Raw genomic sequence first — 16,215 nt, 5'->3', positions numbered from 1 at the left:
GCATTATGCGACCGGCCCTGGGGTCTGAACGAACGCTGAACAGCAGTTATCGTACAGAGCGTAGAGGTACCGGCGACTTCAAAGACGGCCTAATATGCGTTATCAATTGTCCCCGCGTCGAATCAGCATGAAGCATTTGCTCCCCAGCACCGCCCTCGCTCTTTTCATCGGTATCGGCCTCTTGCCGGTGTCGGGCACCACATTCGCAGCCAACAGCTGGGACAAGTTGCAGCCTGATCGCGATGAAGTGATCGCCAGTCTGAACGTCGTCGAGTTGCTCAAACGTCACCACTACAGCAAGCCACCGCTCGACGATGCGCGCTCGGTGATCATCTACGACAGCTACATCAAGCTGCTGGACCCGTCGCGCAGCTACTTCATGGCCAGCGACATCGCCGAATTCGACAAGTGGAAGACCCAGTTCGACGACTTCCTCAAGAGCGGCGACCTCAACGCCGGCTTCACCATCTACAAGCGTTATCTGGACCGCGTGAAAGCGCGTCTGGACTTCGCCATTGCCGAGCTGAACAAAGGCGTCGACAAGATGGACTTCTCCACGAAGGAAACCTTGCTGATCGATCGCAAGGACGCCCCGTGGCTCAAATCCACCGCCGAACTTGACGACCTGTGGCGCAAACGCGTCAAGGACGAAGTGCTGCGGCAGAAGATCGCCGGCAAGGATCCAAAGCAGATCCAGGAAACCCTGACCAAGCGCTACAAGAACCAGTTGGCGCGTCTGGACCAGACCCGTGCCGAAGACATCTTCCAGGCGTACATCAATACCTTCGCCATGTCTTACGATCCGCACACCAACTATCTGTCGCCGGATAATGCGGAAAACTTCGACATCAACATGAGCCTGTCCCTCGAGGGCATCGGCGCCGTGTTGCAGAGCGACAACGACCAGGTGAAAGTCGTGCGCCTGGTGCCGGCAGGCCCGGCCGACAAGACCAAGCAGGTCGCCCCGGCGGACAAGATCATCGGCGTTGCTCAGGGCAACAAAGAGATGGTCGACGTGGTCGGCTGGCGTCTGGACGAAGTGGTCAAGCTGATCCGTGGTCCGAAAGGCACCGTGGTTCGTCTGGAAGTCATCCCGGCGAGCAATGCGCCGAACGACCAGACCAGCAAGATCGTGCCGATCACCCGTGAAGCGGTGAAGCTCGAAGACCAGGCCGTGAAGAAATCCATCCTGAGCCTGAAACAGGACGGCAAGGACTACAAGCTCGGCGTGATCGAGATTCCGGCTTTCTATCTCGACTTCAAGGCGTTCCGTGCCGGCGATCCGGATTACAAGAGCACCACTCGCGACGTCAAGAAACTGCTGACCGAACTGCAGAAAGAGAAAGTCGACGGCGTGGTCATCGACCTGCGCAACAACGGCGGCGGCTCCCTGCAAGAAGCTACCGAGCTGACCAGCCTGTTCATCGACAAGGGCCCTACCGTGCTCGTGCGTAACGCCGATGGCCGGGTCGATGTGCTCGAAGACGAAAACCCGGGTGCGTTCTACAAAGGCCCGATGGCGCTGCTGGTCAACCGCCTGTCCGCGTCGGCTTCGGAGATCTTTGCCGGTGCCATGCAGGACTACCACCGCGCGCTGATCATCGGTGGCCAGACCTTCGGCAAAGGCACCGTGCAGACCATTCAGCCGCTGAACCATGGCGAACTGAAACTGACCCTGGCCAAGTTCTACCGGGTTTCCGGTCAGAGCACCCAGCATCAGGGCGTACTGCCGGACATCGATTACCCGTCGATCATCGACACCAAGGAAATCGGCGAGAGCGCCCTGCCGGAAGCCATGCCATGGGACACCATCAAACCGGCCATCAAGCCTGCGGTTGACCCGTTCAAACCGTACATCGCTCAGCTCAAGTCGGAGCACGATGTACGTTCGGCAAAAGACGCAGAGTTCGTGTTCATTCGCGACAAGCTGGCCCTGGCGCAGAAATTGATGGAAGAGAAAACCGTCAGCCTCAATGAAGCCGATCGCCGTGCCCAGCACGCCGATATCGACGCCAAGCAACTGGCGATGGAAAACATCCGTCGCAAGGCCAAAGGCGAAGAACCGCTCAAAGAGCTGAAGAAAGAAGACGACGACGCCCTCGCGGCAGCCGAGCCGGACAAGGTCAAACCGGAAGACGACGCCTACCTGAGCGAGACCGGGCGCGTGCTGCTGGATTACCTGAAGCTGAGCAATCAGGTGGCCAAGAAGTAAGGTGATGGCAATTTAATGCTGACGATCCCCGGATCGTCATCAAACAGTCATCATTCTGTCGTGCAATAAAGGACTGGGAGCGGTTCTCTTCATCGAGAACGCTCCCAGTCCTTTTTTTATCGCCAGAGAATGCCATGACCACGACCGAACAGCTGAGTGCCTTGAGCTCGATCCTGACTCAAAGCGGTTTGCACAGCCTGTTCCAGCCGATCATTTGCCTCTCTGAACGACGCATTCTCGGTTATGAAGCCCTGACTCGCGGCCCGTCCAACAGTCCGCTGCACTCCCCTATCGCCCTCTTTGCCGTGGCCCGCCAGGCCGGGCGCTTGAGCGAACTGGAAATCGCCTGCCGCCAAAGTGCCTGCCGCCGTTTCAACGAACAGCAATTGCCGGGCAAGCTGTTTCTCAACGTCTCTCCCGAATCCCTGCTCGAAGCCGCGCACCAGCCGGGGCGTACGCTGCAACTGCTTCAGGATTTCGGCATTCCACCGAGCCAGGTGGTGATCGAGCTCACCGAACAGACGCCGATCGACGATTTCCAGCTGCTGCAAACCGCGCTGCATCACTACCGAGCCATGGGGTTTTCGATTGCACTTGATGATCTTGGCGCGGGTTATTCGAGCCTGCGCCTGTGGTCGGAGCTGCGGCCGGATTACGTGAAGATTGATCGGCACTTTATCGACGGCATTCACCAGGACGCGTTGAAGCGAGAGTTCGTCGGATCGATCCTGCAGATCGCCAAGGCCTCCCGGGCGCAGGTGATTGCCGAGGGCATCGAGTTGCCGGAAGAACTGGCGGTGCTGACCGAAATGGGTGTCGATCTGGTGCAGGGTTACCTGCTCGGGCGCCCTCAGGAACACCCGCCACGCGACGCACGGGCCTTGATGCCCAAGCACGACAGCAGTGCCGTGGCGCTGAACGATGAAGGCAGCGACCTCAGCGCCCTGCTCAACGATCAACCGGCCGTCGACCGCGACACACCGACCGCCACCGTACTCGAAGCCTTCCGGCGTCAAGCCAACCTGAACTCGCTGGCAGTGCTCGACGAGCAAGGCCAGCCCTGCGGCATCGTGCATCGTCATTCATTGTCCGATGCCCTGCTCAAACCGTTCGCCACCGACCTGTTCGCCCGCAAACCCATCAGCCGCCTGATGAACGACGACTTCCTCGCCGTGGAAATGAGCCAGTCGCTGCAACAAGTCAGCCGCCTGATCACCAGCCGCGCCCGGCAGCGCATCGAAGAAGACTTCATCATCACCCTCAACGGCAGCTACCTGGGCCTGGGTCGGGTGATTGACGTGCTCAAGCTGATTACCGAGCTGAAGATCCAGCAGGCTCGCTATGCCAACCCGCTGACTCTGCTACCCGGCAATGTGCCGATTCAGCAATGCCTGACGCGGTTGCTGCAACAGGGGCGGGAATCAGTTATTTGCTATGTCGACATCGACAGCTTCAAGCCCTTTAACGATATCTATGGGTATGGGCGGGGGGATGAGGTGTTGTTGTGTCTGGCGCAGTGTTTGAATGAACGCGTTGATCCTTCTCGCGACTTTGTCGGGCATATTGGGGGGGACGATTTTCTGTTGGTGCTTGGCCCGGAGGATTGGCGCAAGCGTCTTAATCAACTGCTTGATGACTTCCAGAGTCAATGCCGACGGTTTTATCGACCGGAACACCTTGAGGCTGGGTGTTTTGTTGCGCCAAACCGCCAAGGGATTCGCCAGGAATTTCCGTTGCTGTCACTGTCCATTGGCGTGGTGCATTTGCATCCTGAAGCTTGTGCGCAACTGGATGCGAGTCAGTTGGCGGAGATGGCTTCGCAGGCGAAGCATCATGCTAAGAATGTTCCGGGGTATAGTGTGCATGTTATCGACAGCATACGTGCGCTACCTTTTAACGAGGCGCTCGTTTCAGGTCATCGCTAATGTAAAAGCTCGGTAACTACCATGTGGACCGATCCTCTCCAGCGGCTTTCGCAAGATCCTCCCCCCAAGCTTCCTTCGCAAACTTATAGATATCTTGGAAGAAGCCGCGTGGATCCTCTAGAGAATACCATTCTCCCCGCGGCCAACTTGCTGCTTCGCATTCATCGATCTCGAATAGTTTTTGAAACTCATAATTTGGATCCTGAAGTATCATTTCCAAATTTCCAAACAGCACCAGCTTATGTCTATAGGAAAGGCATGGCAGATTCAGGCAATACTTTCTAACAAGAAGCTCTCTATCAGCAGAGTCATTAGGGTTGTAATCCTCGAGTTCCAAACCTCGAGTTTCTTCCCGATCATAAACATCGAAAACACCTATAAGCCACGTCAAGTCCGGTTCAAACTCTTCACTCAAATACGGATCCCTCAACATCACTTCACCTCGATCGGAAACGTGGCGAATCGGCTTTGGCCAAACAAATCAGCTCCCACAATTTTCATCTTCATTATAAAAACCAATAAAACAACCAACCCGCCCAAAACCCAAAACACATAAAAACCTCAAGCATAGAATGTAACTCTATAGATCTTTAACCTTACCTATCTCACCCTCATATAAAGAAAGACATTCTAGCAACACGCGCATAAAGCCACGCCCATCGACTATCTCGTCAGAAAATAAAAAACTTCTCTTTTCCAAAACCTCAACAAATGTTTCTCCCCTTTCCAAATAATAGGAAATCGTATCAATTATCCAACACCTATCCGATTCAGAGTACCCAACAAACTCCGGTTTCAGAACAGCATCAAAAATTCTAATCAAATCAGAAGAATCATTTACATCAGCCAAACATATTAGTTCTTCAACAGCCCCTTCGTGAGGATAGTCAATGTCAAAGACAAATAGAAAGCCAGGCAAAATTGAAAGCTTTGGATTAGGTTTCATTTGATATCAATCCACATAAGCCGTTATAGCCTCACCATGACTATCGAGTATAACGACAGTTCTTGTTGGCTCTATATATTCCACTTGTTTCCCCCTATACCCCTCTCCAACCTTTCTTCCCATCTCCACTGGGAGCGATGAGAGCGATAGACTCCCAGTCCGTCGGAAAATTAATTTAGCACGATTAATTGCATTCAACTGATCTCTATGACTTATAAATCTAGTTGCAGCTCGTGGAATGCTTGGTTCCATAAGCTTAGTTTTTTTATTTAGTTTCATCTCAACTTTTCCCGTAGTAGGATTTTTAGCATATTGCAGACGCTCTTGCTGCGAAGCTAGAGTGGTTTGGGCGCCATGTTTTTGTAAAAAATGAGATTTTTTGTTAGCGCTTTCCATATCTTTCAACTCTTTTAATGCAATATTTTCTGTTAACTCATCAATTCTCGCCCTCCGCTCTTGCGCCGTCATCTTCGGCAGCGCTGGCTCACCCTCATCAACAACTGAACCACTCACCCCATCCGGCACCGAACAACCCGGCTTATTAGGCGGCGGACAGTTGGAGCTCAACCCCAACGGATCCACCCACCCCGTCGGATTCGGCACGTACCGGTACTGATTCAACCCACCCGCCAGCTTCACCGGATCCGGCGTCAGGTACCGCCCCAGCTCCGGGTCGTAATACCGGTGCCGGTTGTAATGCAGCCCACTTTCCGCATCGAAGTACTGCCCCTGAAAGCGCAGCGGCTGGTCGAGGTAATCCTCGGTCGCCAGCTCCAGCGAAGTGACCTTGCCGTAGGCGCTGTATTTGGCCGACCAGACGATGTCGCCGCTGTAGTCGGTCAGTTCCTGCGGGGTGCCGAGGTGGTCGAGCTGGTAGTAGAACGGGCAGGCGCGTTTCGGGCCTTTGCCGTCGAGCATCGCGAGGGGGCGGAAGGTGCCGGGTTCGTAGATGAAGCTGCGGTGCTGAGTCGGGCTGCTTTCGGCGATCAGGTGGTCGCCTTGCCAGAAGAACTCGGTGCTCTGGCCGTCGACGGTTTTGCGGATACGTCGGCCGAAGGCGTCGTATTGGTAGGTCGCGGTTTTGCCGTCCGGGCGGGTCAGGCCGATCAGGCGGTGCTGGCTGTCGTAGCGGTATTCGGTGACGAGTTGCTGGGCAGTGCCGCGACGTTCGCGGATCAGGTTGCCGAAGGCGTCGTAGTCGTAATGACGGTCGCCCTGCATCAGCAGGCGGTTGCCTTTGATCTGTGTGGGGCCCGGACGGTCCTGCAGCAGCAGGTTGCCGGCCGGGTCGTGGGCGAAGTTTTCCGGCACATCGTCGCGGGTGTGGCGTACGCGGATCAGCCGGTCGAGGGCGTCGTACTGGTAGCTGCGCTGACCGTGACGGGTGTCGGCGATGTGTTCGAGGTTGCCGTTGGCGCTGTAGGCAAAGTCGCGGCGGTACAGTGCACTGCGTTGATGGCCTACAGCGTGAGAACGCAAACGACCCTGTTCGTCGTAGGCATATTCGCTGAGCAGCAGCCCCTGCTGGCGTTGCTGTTCACGACCGGACTGATAGACGTGCCGGGTGAGCAAGGCGCCGTTGAGGTCGATCGCGGTCAGCGCGCCGCCCTTGGCGTAGCGGTAATCGAGCTTGCTGTTGTCCGGCAGACGCATCCGGCTGAGCTGGCCGCAGGCGTCGTAGGCATAACGCAAGGTGCCCCAGCCCTGATGCTCGCGCACCAGCCGGTCCTGCAGGTCGTATTCAAAAGCCAGTGGGTGATTCTGACCGTCATCGACACCGACCAAACGGCCGAGACGGTCATAGCGGTATTCGACCGTACTGCCGTCGGGCAGGGTCTTGAGCAGCAGACGCCCGGCAGCATCACGTTGGTAGCTGGTGACCAGCGTCGAGCCGTCATCGCCGTACTCGGTTTTTTCCAGCAAATGACCGTTGCGGTCGTAGGCGTACGCGGTGCGCCGTCCATCAAAACCGGTTTCCTGTCGGATCAGTCCGGTGGGCGTGTAGTCCAGAAGATACTTTTCGCCCGACTCGTTCTCGATTTCCGTGAGCAACAGCTGCGCATGGTCGTAGCGATACTGCAGTCGTGTGCCGTCAGGATTGATCCGCCGGCTGAGCAGGTGCAGGTCGTCGTCATACTCGTAGCGGGTGATGCGCCCCAGTTCATCGCGTTCGGCGGTGATCTGGCCGTAGGCGCTGTAGGACCAGGCGCGGGTAGCGCCGGTCGGTGAGGTGCTCTGGATCAGTCGGCCCACGGCGTCCCAGGTGTGACGGGTAACCGCGCCGTGTTCATCCTGCGCAGTAATCCGCCGCCCCAACGCATCGTAGGAAAACTTCCGCACCCCACCGTCGGGCAGGCTTTCCTCGACCAGTTGCCCAAGGTCGTTCCACACGAACACGTGCCGGCCGGAGTCCGGATAACGGATCGACAGCAACCGTCCTTGCGGGTCGTAGTGGTAATGGGTGACATGGCCGTCGGGGTCGACGGTTTCCGTGACATCGCCCTGGGCATTACGCCGGTAGGTCCACTGCGCATCACCGCGTGAGCGGCTGTGCAGGAAACCGTTGCGGTATTCGTAGGACGTCGGCGCATCGTCCGGCGGAATCAGCGTGATCAGCCGTCCGACCTCGTCGTAGCGGTATTCGGTGACCGCTCCGAGCGCATCCTGCTCGGCGACCAAGCGGCCCTGCGCGTCGTAGGCCTTGAGCTGCTCGCCACCGTCAGCGGCGACCTGACGCACCTGCCGCGCGGTGTCGTCGTGGACGTAAACCTCTTCGCGGCCGTCGACGTACTGCACGGTAACGCTGCCGGCGTCATCCCAGACGTAACGCGTATCCATCTGCGAGAACGACGCCCAGTGCCGCACGCAACGCGCCGCCTTGCCGGAATGCTCCCACTCCCAGAAGAAGCTCGCGCCGCCGCTCAGTTGCCGCTGCAGGATGACGTGCTGGTCGTCGTAGTCGTAACGCTCGCTTTCGCCGACCGCGTTGGTCGCTTCGATCAATCGATGGCGAGCATCAAAGCGGTAGCTGACCAGCGTCTGTTCGGTGCGCCAGGCAGACTCCCGAAAAACCTGATAATCGACCGCGACCAGATGCGCCCGCTCATAGCGCAGCAACAGCGAACGACTGACGCCGTTATCCAGCCGCTCAACCCGATTCTGACGATCACGCGTAATCCGCAGCCGGTTGCCGTACGCATCGCAAATGAGCGTCAGACGCCCAGCCCGAAAGTGATAAAACCGCGCCGCGTCCCCCGCCAGCGCAACAATCAACTCCTCCGGCTCATCCCCGAGAAAAATCGCCGCCCGCGACAAGCTGTTGTGAATCGCCGGCCGCTCGACATTCGGCAACGGAAACCGCGTGCGTCGGTTCTCGTGATCAACCCAGACCACGCCGTCGCCCTCGACCTCCAGCCGATGCGCCAGCGAATGGCTCCAGCCAAACCCCAGCCCAACATCAATCTCGGCCGCGCTGGTGCGATACAACCGGCTGAACTCGAACGGCAGCAGCCCATCGAGCACGCCATCGGTCAGCGTAAGCAATTCCTCGCCAGTGACCATCGACACCGGACAGCCATTGGTGCAGGTCAACGATGCGCAATCGGCACTGTCGCCGTTAGGATTTGTCGCCTGATCAGGCTTGTCGTCGTGGTGCTCGTCTTTCTTCAGGGAGGTGTTCCGTCGGGCGTCCCAGCGCAACTGCATGCGACCCTTTTTCACCCCGGCGGCGATGCCTCGCGCGGCGACGGATTTGTAGTGCTTCACATAGCCGATGAAGGTGCTGACGATGCCGAACATCGCCTTCACCAGACGCGTTACCGCCGACAATAACTGAGCGCCGCGATCCGCCAGACGCAAGGTCAGATACGCAATCCCCGCCCCGGCGCCGACAAAGGTCAGTACAACGCCGATCAACACATCGATCAGCAGTTGCACTACCACCATCGAGACGGCCTCGGCGGTTTTTCCGGCAATTTCAGTGGGCGGCAGCATCTCCAGCCAGAGGCTGGCGGTACGCAGCAACAGGCACAGCGCCGCCTCGTCACTGACCAGTAACTGAAGCTTCTCCATCATTTCAGGCGCTGTTTCTGCCAGCGCGATCAACTGTGCGGCGCCACTGCCCAACCGCTCGGCAAACTTTCCGGGATCCTTGAGAATCTCCGACAGCAACCCGATGCTGTCCCACACGCCCTCAATCGCCGCCCAACTGCCGGCCAGCAGGCCGTTGCCGGCAGCAGTGGCCACCGACTGTGACCACTGCGGCTTGAAGCCCTGCCATTCGCTACGCAGCCAACTGTCGAGCTGCCGGGTCAGGCCATCGTAGGAATCGAAAAGCGCGTCGACCTGCTTCTCGCTGGCCTCGCTGTGCACTAACACCCGATAGAACTTGCCCGCCTCTCCGGTGAACAACCCCTTGCCCTGAGCATCGAGCGTGACGGACTTGACCTTGCCGCCATCCACCGCCACCACATCGACAACGATGTCGCCCAACGGAATGTCGTATACCGACTCAAACTTGCTCTCGATCTCCATTCGCCCGGTTTCCGGGCATTGCACGACAGCCGAAGAGAAACGGCCGTCGTCAATGGCGACTGCCGTGCGGTGTTCGCCGAAACGGATGATCCGCTCCATCCCCATCAGCGACGGCAGATCGGCCGCATGACTGACGCTGTCTGCCGAACGACTGAACCAGTGCCTTAGCTGTTCGCGATAGAGATCGAGGGTGTGGGGAAAGCTATCGAGTGCTTGCTCGATGCGGGTGATGGCTTCCATCAGCGCATTCCCAGGCGCATGACGAAATGAAAAACCGGGTCGAACATGTGCGTTCCCTCGCGCAAAAATCAGGCGAAGGACTTTGCGGGGGATCAAACAGAAAAGAAGTCAGGCGAGTAGGCGATGGATGTAGGAGAAGTCTGTAACTGATCTTTATCGAACAGCAGACGCAAAAACGGGGCGGGAGGTTTCCCTCACGCCCCGTTCAGGGAACACAAAAATCGCTTACCGAGAATGATCCCGACCGGCCAGCTCTTTCAACTTGAGCTCAGCCAGCGGATGCCCGGCCTTGGCGGCCATGGTCCACCAGCGAACGGCTTCCGAAGGATCCGGCGCTTTACTGGGCGTACCTGCAAGACTGATGACACCCACCTGATACGCCGCCTTGCCATCTCCGGCCAGCGCAGCCAGCCGCAGCAATCGAACACCCTCCTCACGCGCGCCCAGGCCAACGCCGCGAAACGTCAGGATGTGCCCGTAAAAGCTTTGCGCGCCGACATCGCCCAGGTTGGCCATACGCGCAAACTGCCCTTCGAGCCAGCGCCAGCCTCGGGGCTGACGGACAAACCACGACCAGTGAAACAGCCTACGGGCCAGCCAGTAACTTGCCCGCGCCTTGAGTCGTAAAAACACTCAGGCCTCCGCCGATTCAGGGTATTCGTATTCAAAGACCCGCACCACTTCCGAGGCGTGCCATGAGGCTGCGGCAACACCATCGGACGGCCCGGAAAAACGCCCCAGACGCTCGACACACTCAAAAAAACCGGTGCGTGGCAGGCGACTGGCGCCCTGGCTGATCACCAGCGAACTGCGCAACGGTTGTTCGGCTTTCGCGTCCAGCGCAGCGAGATGCTCCAGTGCAGCGGTCAATGTCTGCATCGCCGGCGTGGGCAGTTGCAGACGCTCGAGCAAGGCTCGATAGGTCAGAAGATGGCGCTGCCTGCGCGCCTGGTCCAGCTCCCCCAGCAATCCGTCCCAATGTTGACGACTGATGCGTACGCTCACGATTGTTCCCTCCACCCTGGCACCGTCAACTCCCAGGCCAGGCTGCGGCGAATCGCAGCGTCGGGCAGACGCTCACCGCTTTCGATCATGGCCAGGTAAGACGGGCTGATGCCTACCGTGCGGGCGAGCGCCTCGATGGCGATGCCCTTCCCTTCGCGCAAACTGCGTAACTGATCCAGACCTGGAAGAATCGGGTCCGGTGTGGCCGCAAGCGGCGCTGGAGCCGGTTGCGACGGTGCTTCGTTAATGCCTGCTGCTTTCAGTAGAGCCTGATACTGAGCCCATGGCAGAACCGCATATTCGGGTTCGCCATCGCGTGCAATTATCTGAATATCCATGACTACCCCGTAGGACAACAACGCTTAGCGAGTCGGCACTTTTCCCTAGAAGTGTAATCCTAACAGCGGCCAAGGTCGTGGGGGGTATCTATCTGTATAAGAGGCTGTCGCGATTCAGGACTTTTTCGGACCCTGAAGCTGAAGTTGTTCGGGCGTATCGGGCAGGCGCTCGACAACCCTGAGCTTTTCCGGCGCCTGACGCTGACGCCACAGACGGAACGCAGTGAGCTCGTCGTCGAGGGTTTTCATCAGCCAGGCGAGGACGGCGATGTCATCGAGCATGCCGAAAACGGGAATGAAATCCGGGATCGCATCCACCGGACTGAGGAAATACATCAAGCCCGCAACGACCGAAACGATCGCCTTGGGACTGATCGCGCGATATTCGCCGCGCCAGTACGCCAGGCACAGCGCCTGGAGCAATCGCAGGTCATCCTTCAGTTTACCGAGACGATTGCCTTGGGCGGCACCTTTGCTGGCCACGGCGAACAACAGCGTCGGCAAACGGCCACGGGCCAGGAGTCGTCCGGCCAACGGCAGGAATCGGGCGAAATTCCATGGAGCTTTCATCTATTTCTCCCGTTGAAATGTTATCCACACAAATTGTGGATAACCTTGTGAACAGAGCTGCATTTCGACGCTGAGAGCCCCGGTTCATAAGGGCTGCGCTCAGATCGGGCGTTTTTTACTCACATAAAAAACCCCATTATTTCATTGACTTGGCAGCTCAGGGCGTCTAGCGCGGGCGGCCTCAAAGTCTAGGACTGTCGCGATGCGTATCGGTTCGGTCTGTTTACGCTCGCCGTGCCCCAGATGCAACAACGCCCCGCATAAGCGAGGCGTTGTTGTTGAAGCCGGTACCGACGCTTGTTACTTGGCGGCGGCAGCGTCTTCTTTGGCTGGATCCTTGATGGCCAGCAGTTCGAGGTCGAAGACCAGAACCGAGTTGGCCGGGATTGCCGGGCTTGGCGATTGTGCGCCGTAAGCCAGATCGCTAGGGATGTACAGCTTGTACTTCTCGCCAACGTGCATCAGTTGCAGGCCTTCGACCCAACCCGGGATCACACCGCTGACCGGCAGATCGATCGGGCTGCCGCGCTCGACGGAGCTGTCGAATACGGTGCCGTTGGTCAGCTTGCCGGTGTAGTGAACGGTCACTACGTCGGTAGGCTTAGGCTGTGGGCCGTCGGCTTTCTTGACCACTTCGTACTGCAGACCGGAAGCAGTGGTGGTCACGCCGGCTTTCTTGCCGTTTTCTTCGAGGAATTTCTTGCCGGCGGCTGCCGACTCTTCGCTCATCTTGGCCATACGCTCTTCGGCACGCTTTTGCAGTGCAGCGAAGGCTTCGACCAGATCTTCATCTTTCAGCTTCTGTTCTTTCTTGCCGACGGCATCTTCGATGCCCTGGGCTACCGCTTTGGAGTCCAGATCATCCATGCCTTCCTGAGCAAGGCTTTTGCCCATGTTCAGGCCGATACCGTAGGAAGCTTTTTGCGCCGGGGTTTTCAGCTCTACGCTGGTCTGCGAATCACAACCCGCGAGTACCAGGCTAACCAGGGCTACCGCCGCCGCCAACCGATGCTGTTTCATGCTATTTCCTTGTTCATGCGCCGAAAGGGCAATCGAGTAAAGCCGCGAGCTTATCAGGCCGCCACGACCAATGGCTACCGGCATGAGAGCAGGAATCTTCCGATAAGTTCAGGGATTAAAAAGCATTTGGGCAAAGGCATGATGAAGCTTCTGTCATCTTGATCTGACATTAACCGATGCCCCTTCCCACAACACTTGGCGTAATGGCCACTTGCCGCACACGGCTCGGCTCAGGCATAACAGCGCAACAACTCGACAAGGATGTTCATCTTGCGCCTCATATTCCGTGTGCTGACGCTGATCGTGGTACTGCTGGGACTGGTCCTGGCGGTGATTCTCTACTATGTCGCCAATCCGAAACTGCCCTTCCCGACGCCCGCCAAACAGGTCCACTACCTCAAACAATGGACTGACGAAGAGCGCCAGACCTACTACTTCACGCCGCAAGGCACCCAGGTCAAAGGCCTGCGTTATGAGTGGTTCCAGGCCCTGGAGCTGCCGTTCTCGCAGCAACGCTTTGCCTCTCCGGAATATCTTGCACGCTTCGGCTTTCTGATCGACCCACAGCAGAAAGCAACGTCGAACAACCCGGGGAATCTGCCAGTGGGTTTCGCCCGCCATCAGAATCCCGGCAGCTCTGAGCAATATCTGGACATCACCTGTGCGGCCTGCCACACCGGCGAGTTGCACCTGAATGGCCATGCCGTGCGCATCGACGGCGGCTCGGCGCAGCATGTGCTGCCTTCCAGCGTTCCTACATTGCGCGGGGGCAGTTTCGGACAGGCATTGGTCGCCAGTCTGGCCTCCACTTACTACAACCCGTGGAAATTCGAGCGGTTCGCCCGCAACGTACTGGGCAACGACTATGACGCCCGCCATGAACAACTGCGCAAAGACTTCAAAGGCTCACTGAATACCTTCCTCAAAGTGGCGTGGAACGACACCCATCGCGGCCTCTACCCCACCGAGGAAGGCCCTGGCCGAACCGATGCTTTCGGACGAATCGCCAACGCAACCTTCGGCGATGCGATCTCCCCCGCCAACTATCGCGTGGCCAACGCTCCCGTGGATTACCCGCAACTGTGGGACATGTGGACGTTCGACTGGGTGCAGTGGAACGGCTCGGCGCAGCAGCCGATGGCACGCAACATCGGCGAGGCGCTGGGGGTAGGCGCTACCCTGAATTTCTTCGATGCCAATGGCCAGCCGCTACAGGGTGATGAACGTTATGCATCAAGCGTGCGTGTGCGCGATCTGCACAAGATCGAAGAAACCCTGCAAAAACTTCAGCCACCCGCCTGGCCAGAGGAGCTGTTGGGCAAGGTCGACAAACCTTTGGCGGCCAAGGGTCGAGCGTTATTTGCCGAAAACTGCGCTGGCTGCCACGTCCCACGGGTGACGCAAGAGGGTGAACGCTGGGTCCAGCACCTGCACATGTTGCCCGTCGACGTCATCGGCACCGATCCGAACGCGGCCAACAACATCGCCAACCACCGTTTCGACCTGACAGCCCTGCAATGGAATCCAGCAGAGCTGGAGCAGATGGACGTAAAGCTGCACCCCACTCCCAAAGAACAACTCGACCTCAGCCAGTTATCCGTGGCCAAGGGCCTGGCTTACGTCACGGCGTTCGTTGAAAACCGCGCCTATCGCGAGGCTGGCGTCACTGCCGCTGAAAAACCTCAGCTCGACGGCTTTGGCCTGCCGATCGGTGTCCGGGAAAAAGTGGCCTACAAGGCCCGGCCGCTGGCAGGCGTGTGGGCTACACCGCCCTTCCTGCACAACGGCTCGGTGCCGAGTCTCTATCAGTTGCTGTCGCCTCAGGATGAACGCGCCACCACTTTCTATAAGGGCACCTTCGAATATGACCCTCGGCATCTGGGTTATCGCACCGAAGCCTTTACCAACGCTTTCCTGTTCGACACACGCATCACCGGCAACCACAACAGTGGCCATGAATTCCGCGCCGGCGAGCGCGGCAACGGGGTTATCGGACGGTTGCTGCAGCCCGAGGAACGCTGGGCGCTGCTGGAATACCTGAAAGTGCTGGGCGGCCCGCTGGAGGCGCAACTGCCATGATCTTCAATTCGTTCAAGAAACCATCGATGCTGGCGCGTTTCTGGTTGTGGCTGGGGCGGTTGCTGGGCAAAACCCTGCTGTTTTTGCTGGTGGTCGGCCTGATCGGCTGGGCTCTGGCAACCGCCTGGTTTGCCTGGCAACACCGAGGCCCAGTGTCGGCGACGGAGCAGATTCCGGACGGCGAAGCAGCGATGACGCAGGACGTGATCCAGACCGCTGTGCGAATTGTCGACCAGCACCGGGAAAGTACGCGTTTCCTGCGTGACGCCCATGCCAAGGCCCACGGTTGTTTGAAGGCCGACGTGCAGGTGCTGCCGGATCTGGCTCAGGATCTGCGCCGAGGTGTTTTCAGCGAGCCGGGCAAGCTCTGGCAGGCGACGATGCGCCTGTCCAACGGCAACGCCTATCCGCAGTTCGACAGCATCCGTGATGCCCGGGGCATGGCGATCAAATTGCTCGATGTGCCGGGCAAACAGTTGCTAAGTGACCGTCAGGGCCTGCACGAACAGGATTTCGTGATGTTCAGCCATCCGAATTTCTTCGTCAGCGACGTCGCTGAATATCGTCAGAATGTGGCGGCGCAGGCTGACGGCAAAAAGGTCATGGCGTTTTTTCCGGGCTGGGACCCGCGAAACTGGCAGATCAGGCATTTGTTCATTGCGCTGGCGACGCTTTCTCCGCCACCAGAGAGCCCGACACGCACGACCTACTTTTCGGTATCGCCCTACAAATTTGGTGAGGCCAATGCGAAGTTTCGGGTGATGCCGGATCCGGACAACTGCCCGGCGTACACGCTTCCGAAGCAAAACCAGGATCTGCCGAATTTCCTGCGCAGTGCGCTGAATCAGCAACTGTCCACGGATCGGGTGCCCGCGTGTTTTGTGTTGCAGATCCAGCGTCAGGACGCCAATCGGTTCATGCCGATCGAAGACACCAGCATCGAATGGCGCGAACAGGACAGTCCATTTCAGACCGTAGCCAAAATCACCCTGCCCCCACAGGACTTCGACACCCCGGCTCTGAACTTGCAATGCGACAACCTGTCGTTCAATCCATGGTTTGGGATCGAGGCCCACCGCCCGATTGGCGGGATCAACCGTCTGCGTAAAGCGGTGTATGAAGCGGTGAGTGATTACCGGCACAGTCGCAACGCCAGCCAGTAACAAACCGCAGAAACGAAAAAAGCGACCCGCAGGTCGCTTTTTTCATGCCCGGACGAGCAAAAAGCCAATCGCCAGACAGCAAAAAGCCCGCACTGGGCGGGCTTTCTGTGGTGACCTGGCGTTCAGTGTTCCAGGTTACCGAATATGGCGCAGCGGACGGGACTCGAACCCGCGACCCCCGGCG

At 58.2% G+C, this 16,215-nt stretch carries 12 protein-coding genes; 4 read left to right on the top strand and 8 right to left on the bottom strand.

Features of this window, described 5'->3' with window-relative positions:
• Positions 1 to 127 precede the first annotated feature (127 nt).
• Together AC1RR7_RS20195 and AC1RR7_RS20190 are read left to right on the top strand one after the other, a co-directional pair.
• Positions 128 to 2,212: a carboxy terminal-processing peptidase gene (locus AC1RR7_RS20195; protein WP_173861398.1), complete on the top strand. Its 2,085-nt coding sequence runs from the start codon at positions 128 to 130 to the stop codon at positions 2,210 to 2,212.
• A gap of 134 nt (positions 2,213 to 2,346) precedes the next feature.
• Positions 2,347 to 4,137: a bifunctional diguanylate cyclase/phosphodiesterase gene (locus AC1RR7_RS20190; RefSeq protein WP_096822919.1), complete on the top strand. Its 1,791-nt coding sequence runs from the start codon at positions 2,347 to 2,349 to the stop codon at positions 4,135 to 4,137.
• Positions 4,138 to 4,153: 16 nt separating this feature from the next.
• Here the strand turns inward: AC1RR7_RS20190 and AC1RR7_RS20185 are convergent, their stop codons facing one another.
• The 8 genes from AC1RR7_RS20185 to bamJ all read right to left on the bottom strand — a co-directional run bounded on the left by AC1RR7_RS20185 (position 4,154) and on the right by bamJ (position 12,789).
• The gene (locus AC1RR7_RS20185) at positions 4,154 to 4,552 is read right to left on the bottom strand and encodes a hypothetical protein (protein WP_256580658.1); all 399 of its coding nucleotides are present in this window, start codon (positions 4,550 to 4,552) and stop codon (positions 4,154 to 4,156) included.
• Positions 4,553 to 4,717: 165 nt separating this feature from the next.
• Positions 4,718 to 5,083 (bottom strand): hypothetical protein, encoded by a 366-nt coding sequence (locus AC1RR7_RS20180; RefSeq protein WP_102622775.1) that lies wholly within the window; start codon positions 5,081 to 5,083, stop codon positions 4,718 to 4,720.
• A gap of 6 nt (positions 5,084 to 5,089) precedes the next feature.
• A complete protein-coding gene (locus AC1RR7_RS20175) occupies positions 5,090 to 9,856 on the bottom strand; it encodes an RHS repeat-associated core domain-containing protein (protein ID WP_493158273.1) in 4,767 nt (1,588 codons plus the stop codon).
• A gap of 225 nt (positions 9,857 to 10,081) precedes the next feature.
• Complete coding sequence (locus AC1RR7_RS20170) at positions 10,082 to 10,489, bottom strand: SEL1-like repeat protein (protein ID WP_102622754.1); 408 nt, start codon at positions 10,487 to 10,489, stop codon at positions 10,082 to 10,084.
• Complete coding sequence (locus AC1RR7_RS20165) at positions 10,490 to 10,861, bottom strand: hypothetical protein (RefSeq protein ID WP_003223109.1); 372 nt, start codon at positions 10,859 to 10,861, stop codon at positions 10,490 to 10,492.
• Positions 10,858 to 11,199, bottom strand: coding sequence for a helix-turn-helix domain-containing protein (locus AC1RR7_RS20160; protein ID WP_007950435.1), 342 nt, complete (start codon positions 11,197 to 11,199; stop codon positions 10,858 to 10,860). The genes AC1RR7_RS20165 and AC1RR7_RS20160 overlap by 4 nt, the downstream gene beginning before the upstream one ends.
• Positions 11,200 to 11,313: 114 nt before the next feature.
• Complete coding sequence (locus AC1RR7_RS20155; protein WP_096823014.1) at positions 11,314 to 11,769, bottom strand: YkvA family protein; 456 nt, start codon at positions 11,767 to 11,769, stop codon at positions 11,314 to 11,316.
• A 300-nt stretch (positions 11,770 to 12,069) separates the two neighbouring features.
• Positions 12,070 to 12,789 (bottom strand): BamJ family beta-barrel-assembly machinery protein, encoded by a 720-nt coding sequence (gene bamJ / locus AC1RR7_RS20150; RefSeq protein ID WP_096823013.1) that lies wholly within the window; start codon positions 12,787 to 12,789, stop codon positions 12,070 to 12,072.
• A gap of 270 nt (positions 12,790 to 13,059) precedes the next feature.
• Here bamJ and AC1RR7_RS20145 point away from each other — a divergent pair, with 270 nt between their 5' ends.
• Positions 13,060 to 14,868: a di-heme-cytochrome C peroxidase gene (locus tag AC1RR7_RS20145; RefSeq protein ID WP_493158272.1), complete on the top strand. Its 1,809-nt coding sequence runs from the start codon at positions 13,060 to 13,062 to the stop codon at positions 14,866 to 14,868.
• A 26-nt stretch (positions 14,869 to 14,894) separates the two neighbouring features.
• A complete protein-coding gene (locus tag AC1RR7_RS20140; RefSeq protein WP_493158396.1) occupies positions 14,895 to 16,031 on the top strand; it encodes a catalase family protein in 1,137 nt (378 codons plus the stop codon).
• Positions 16,032 to 16,215 lie beyond the last annotated feature (184 nt).

It is taken from the genome of Pseudomonas sp. GW821-FHT11G12, from assembly GCF_058808055.1.
The sequence above is the reverse complement of the archived record's forward strand: the minus strand, read 5'-3'. Positions and strand labels throughout refer to the sequence as shown.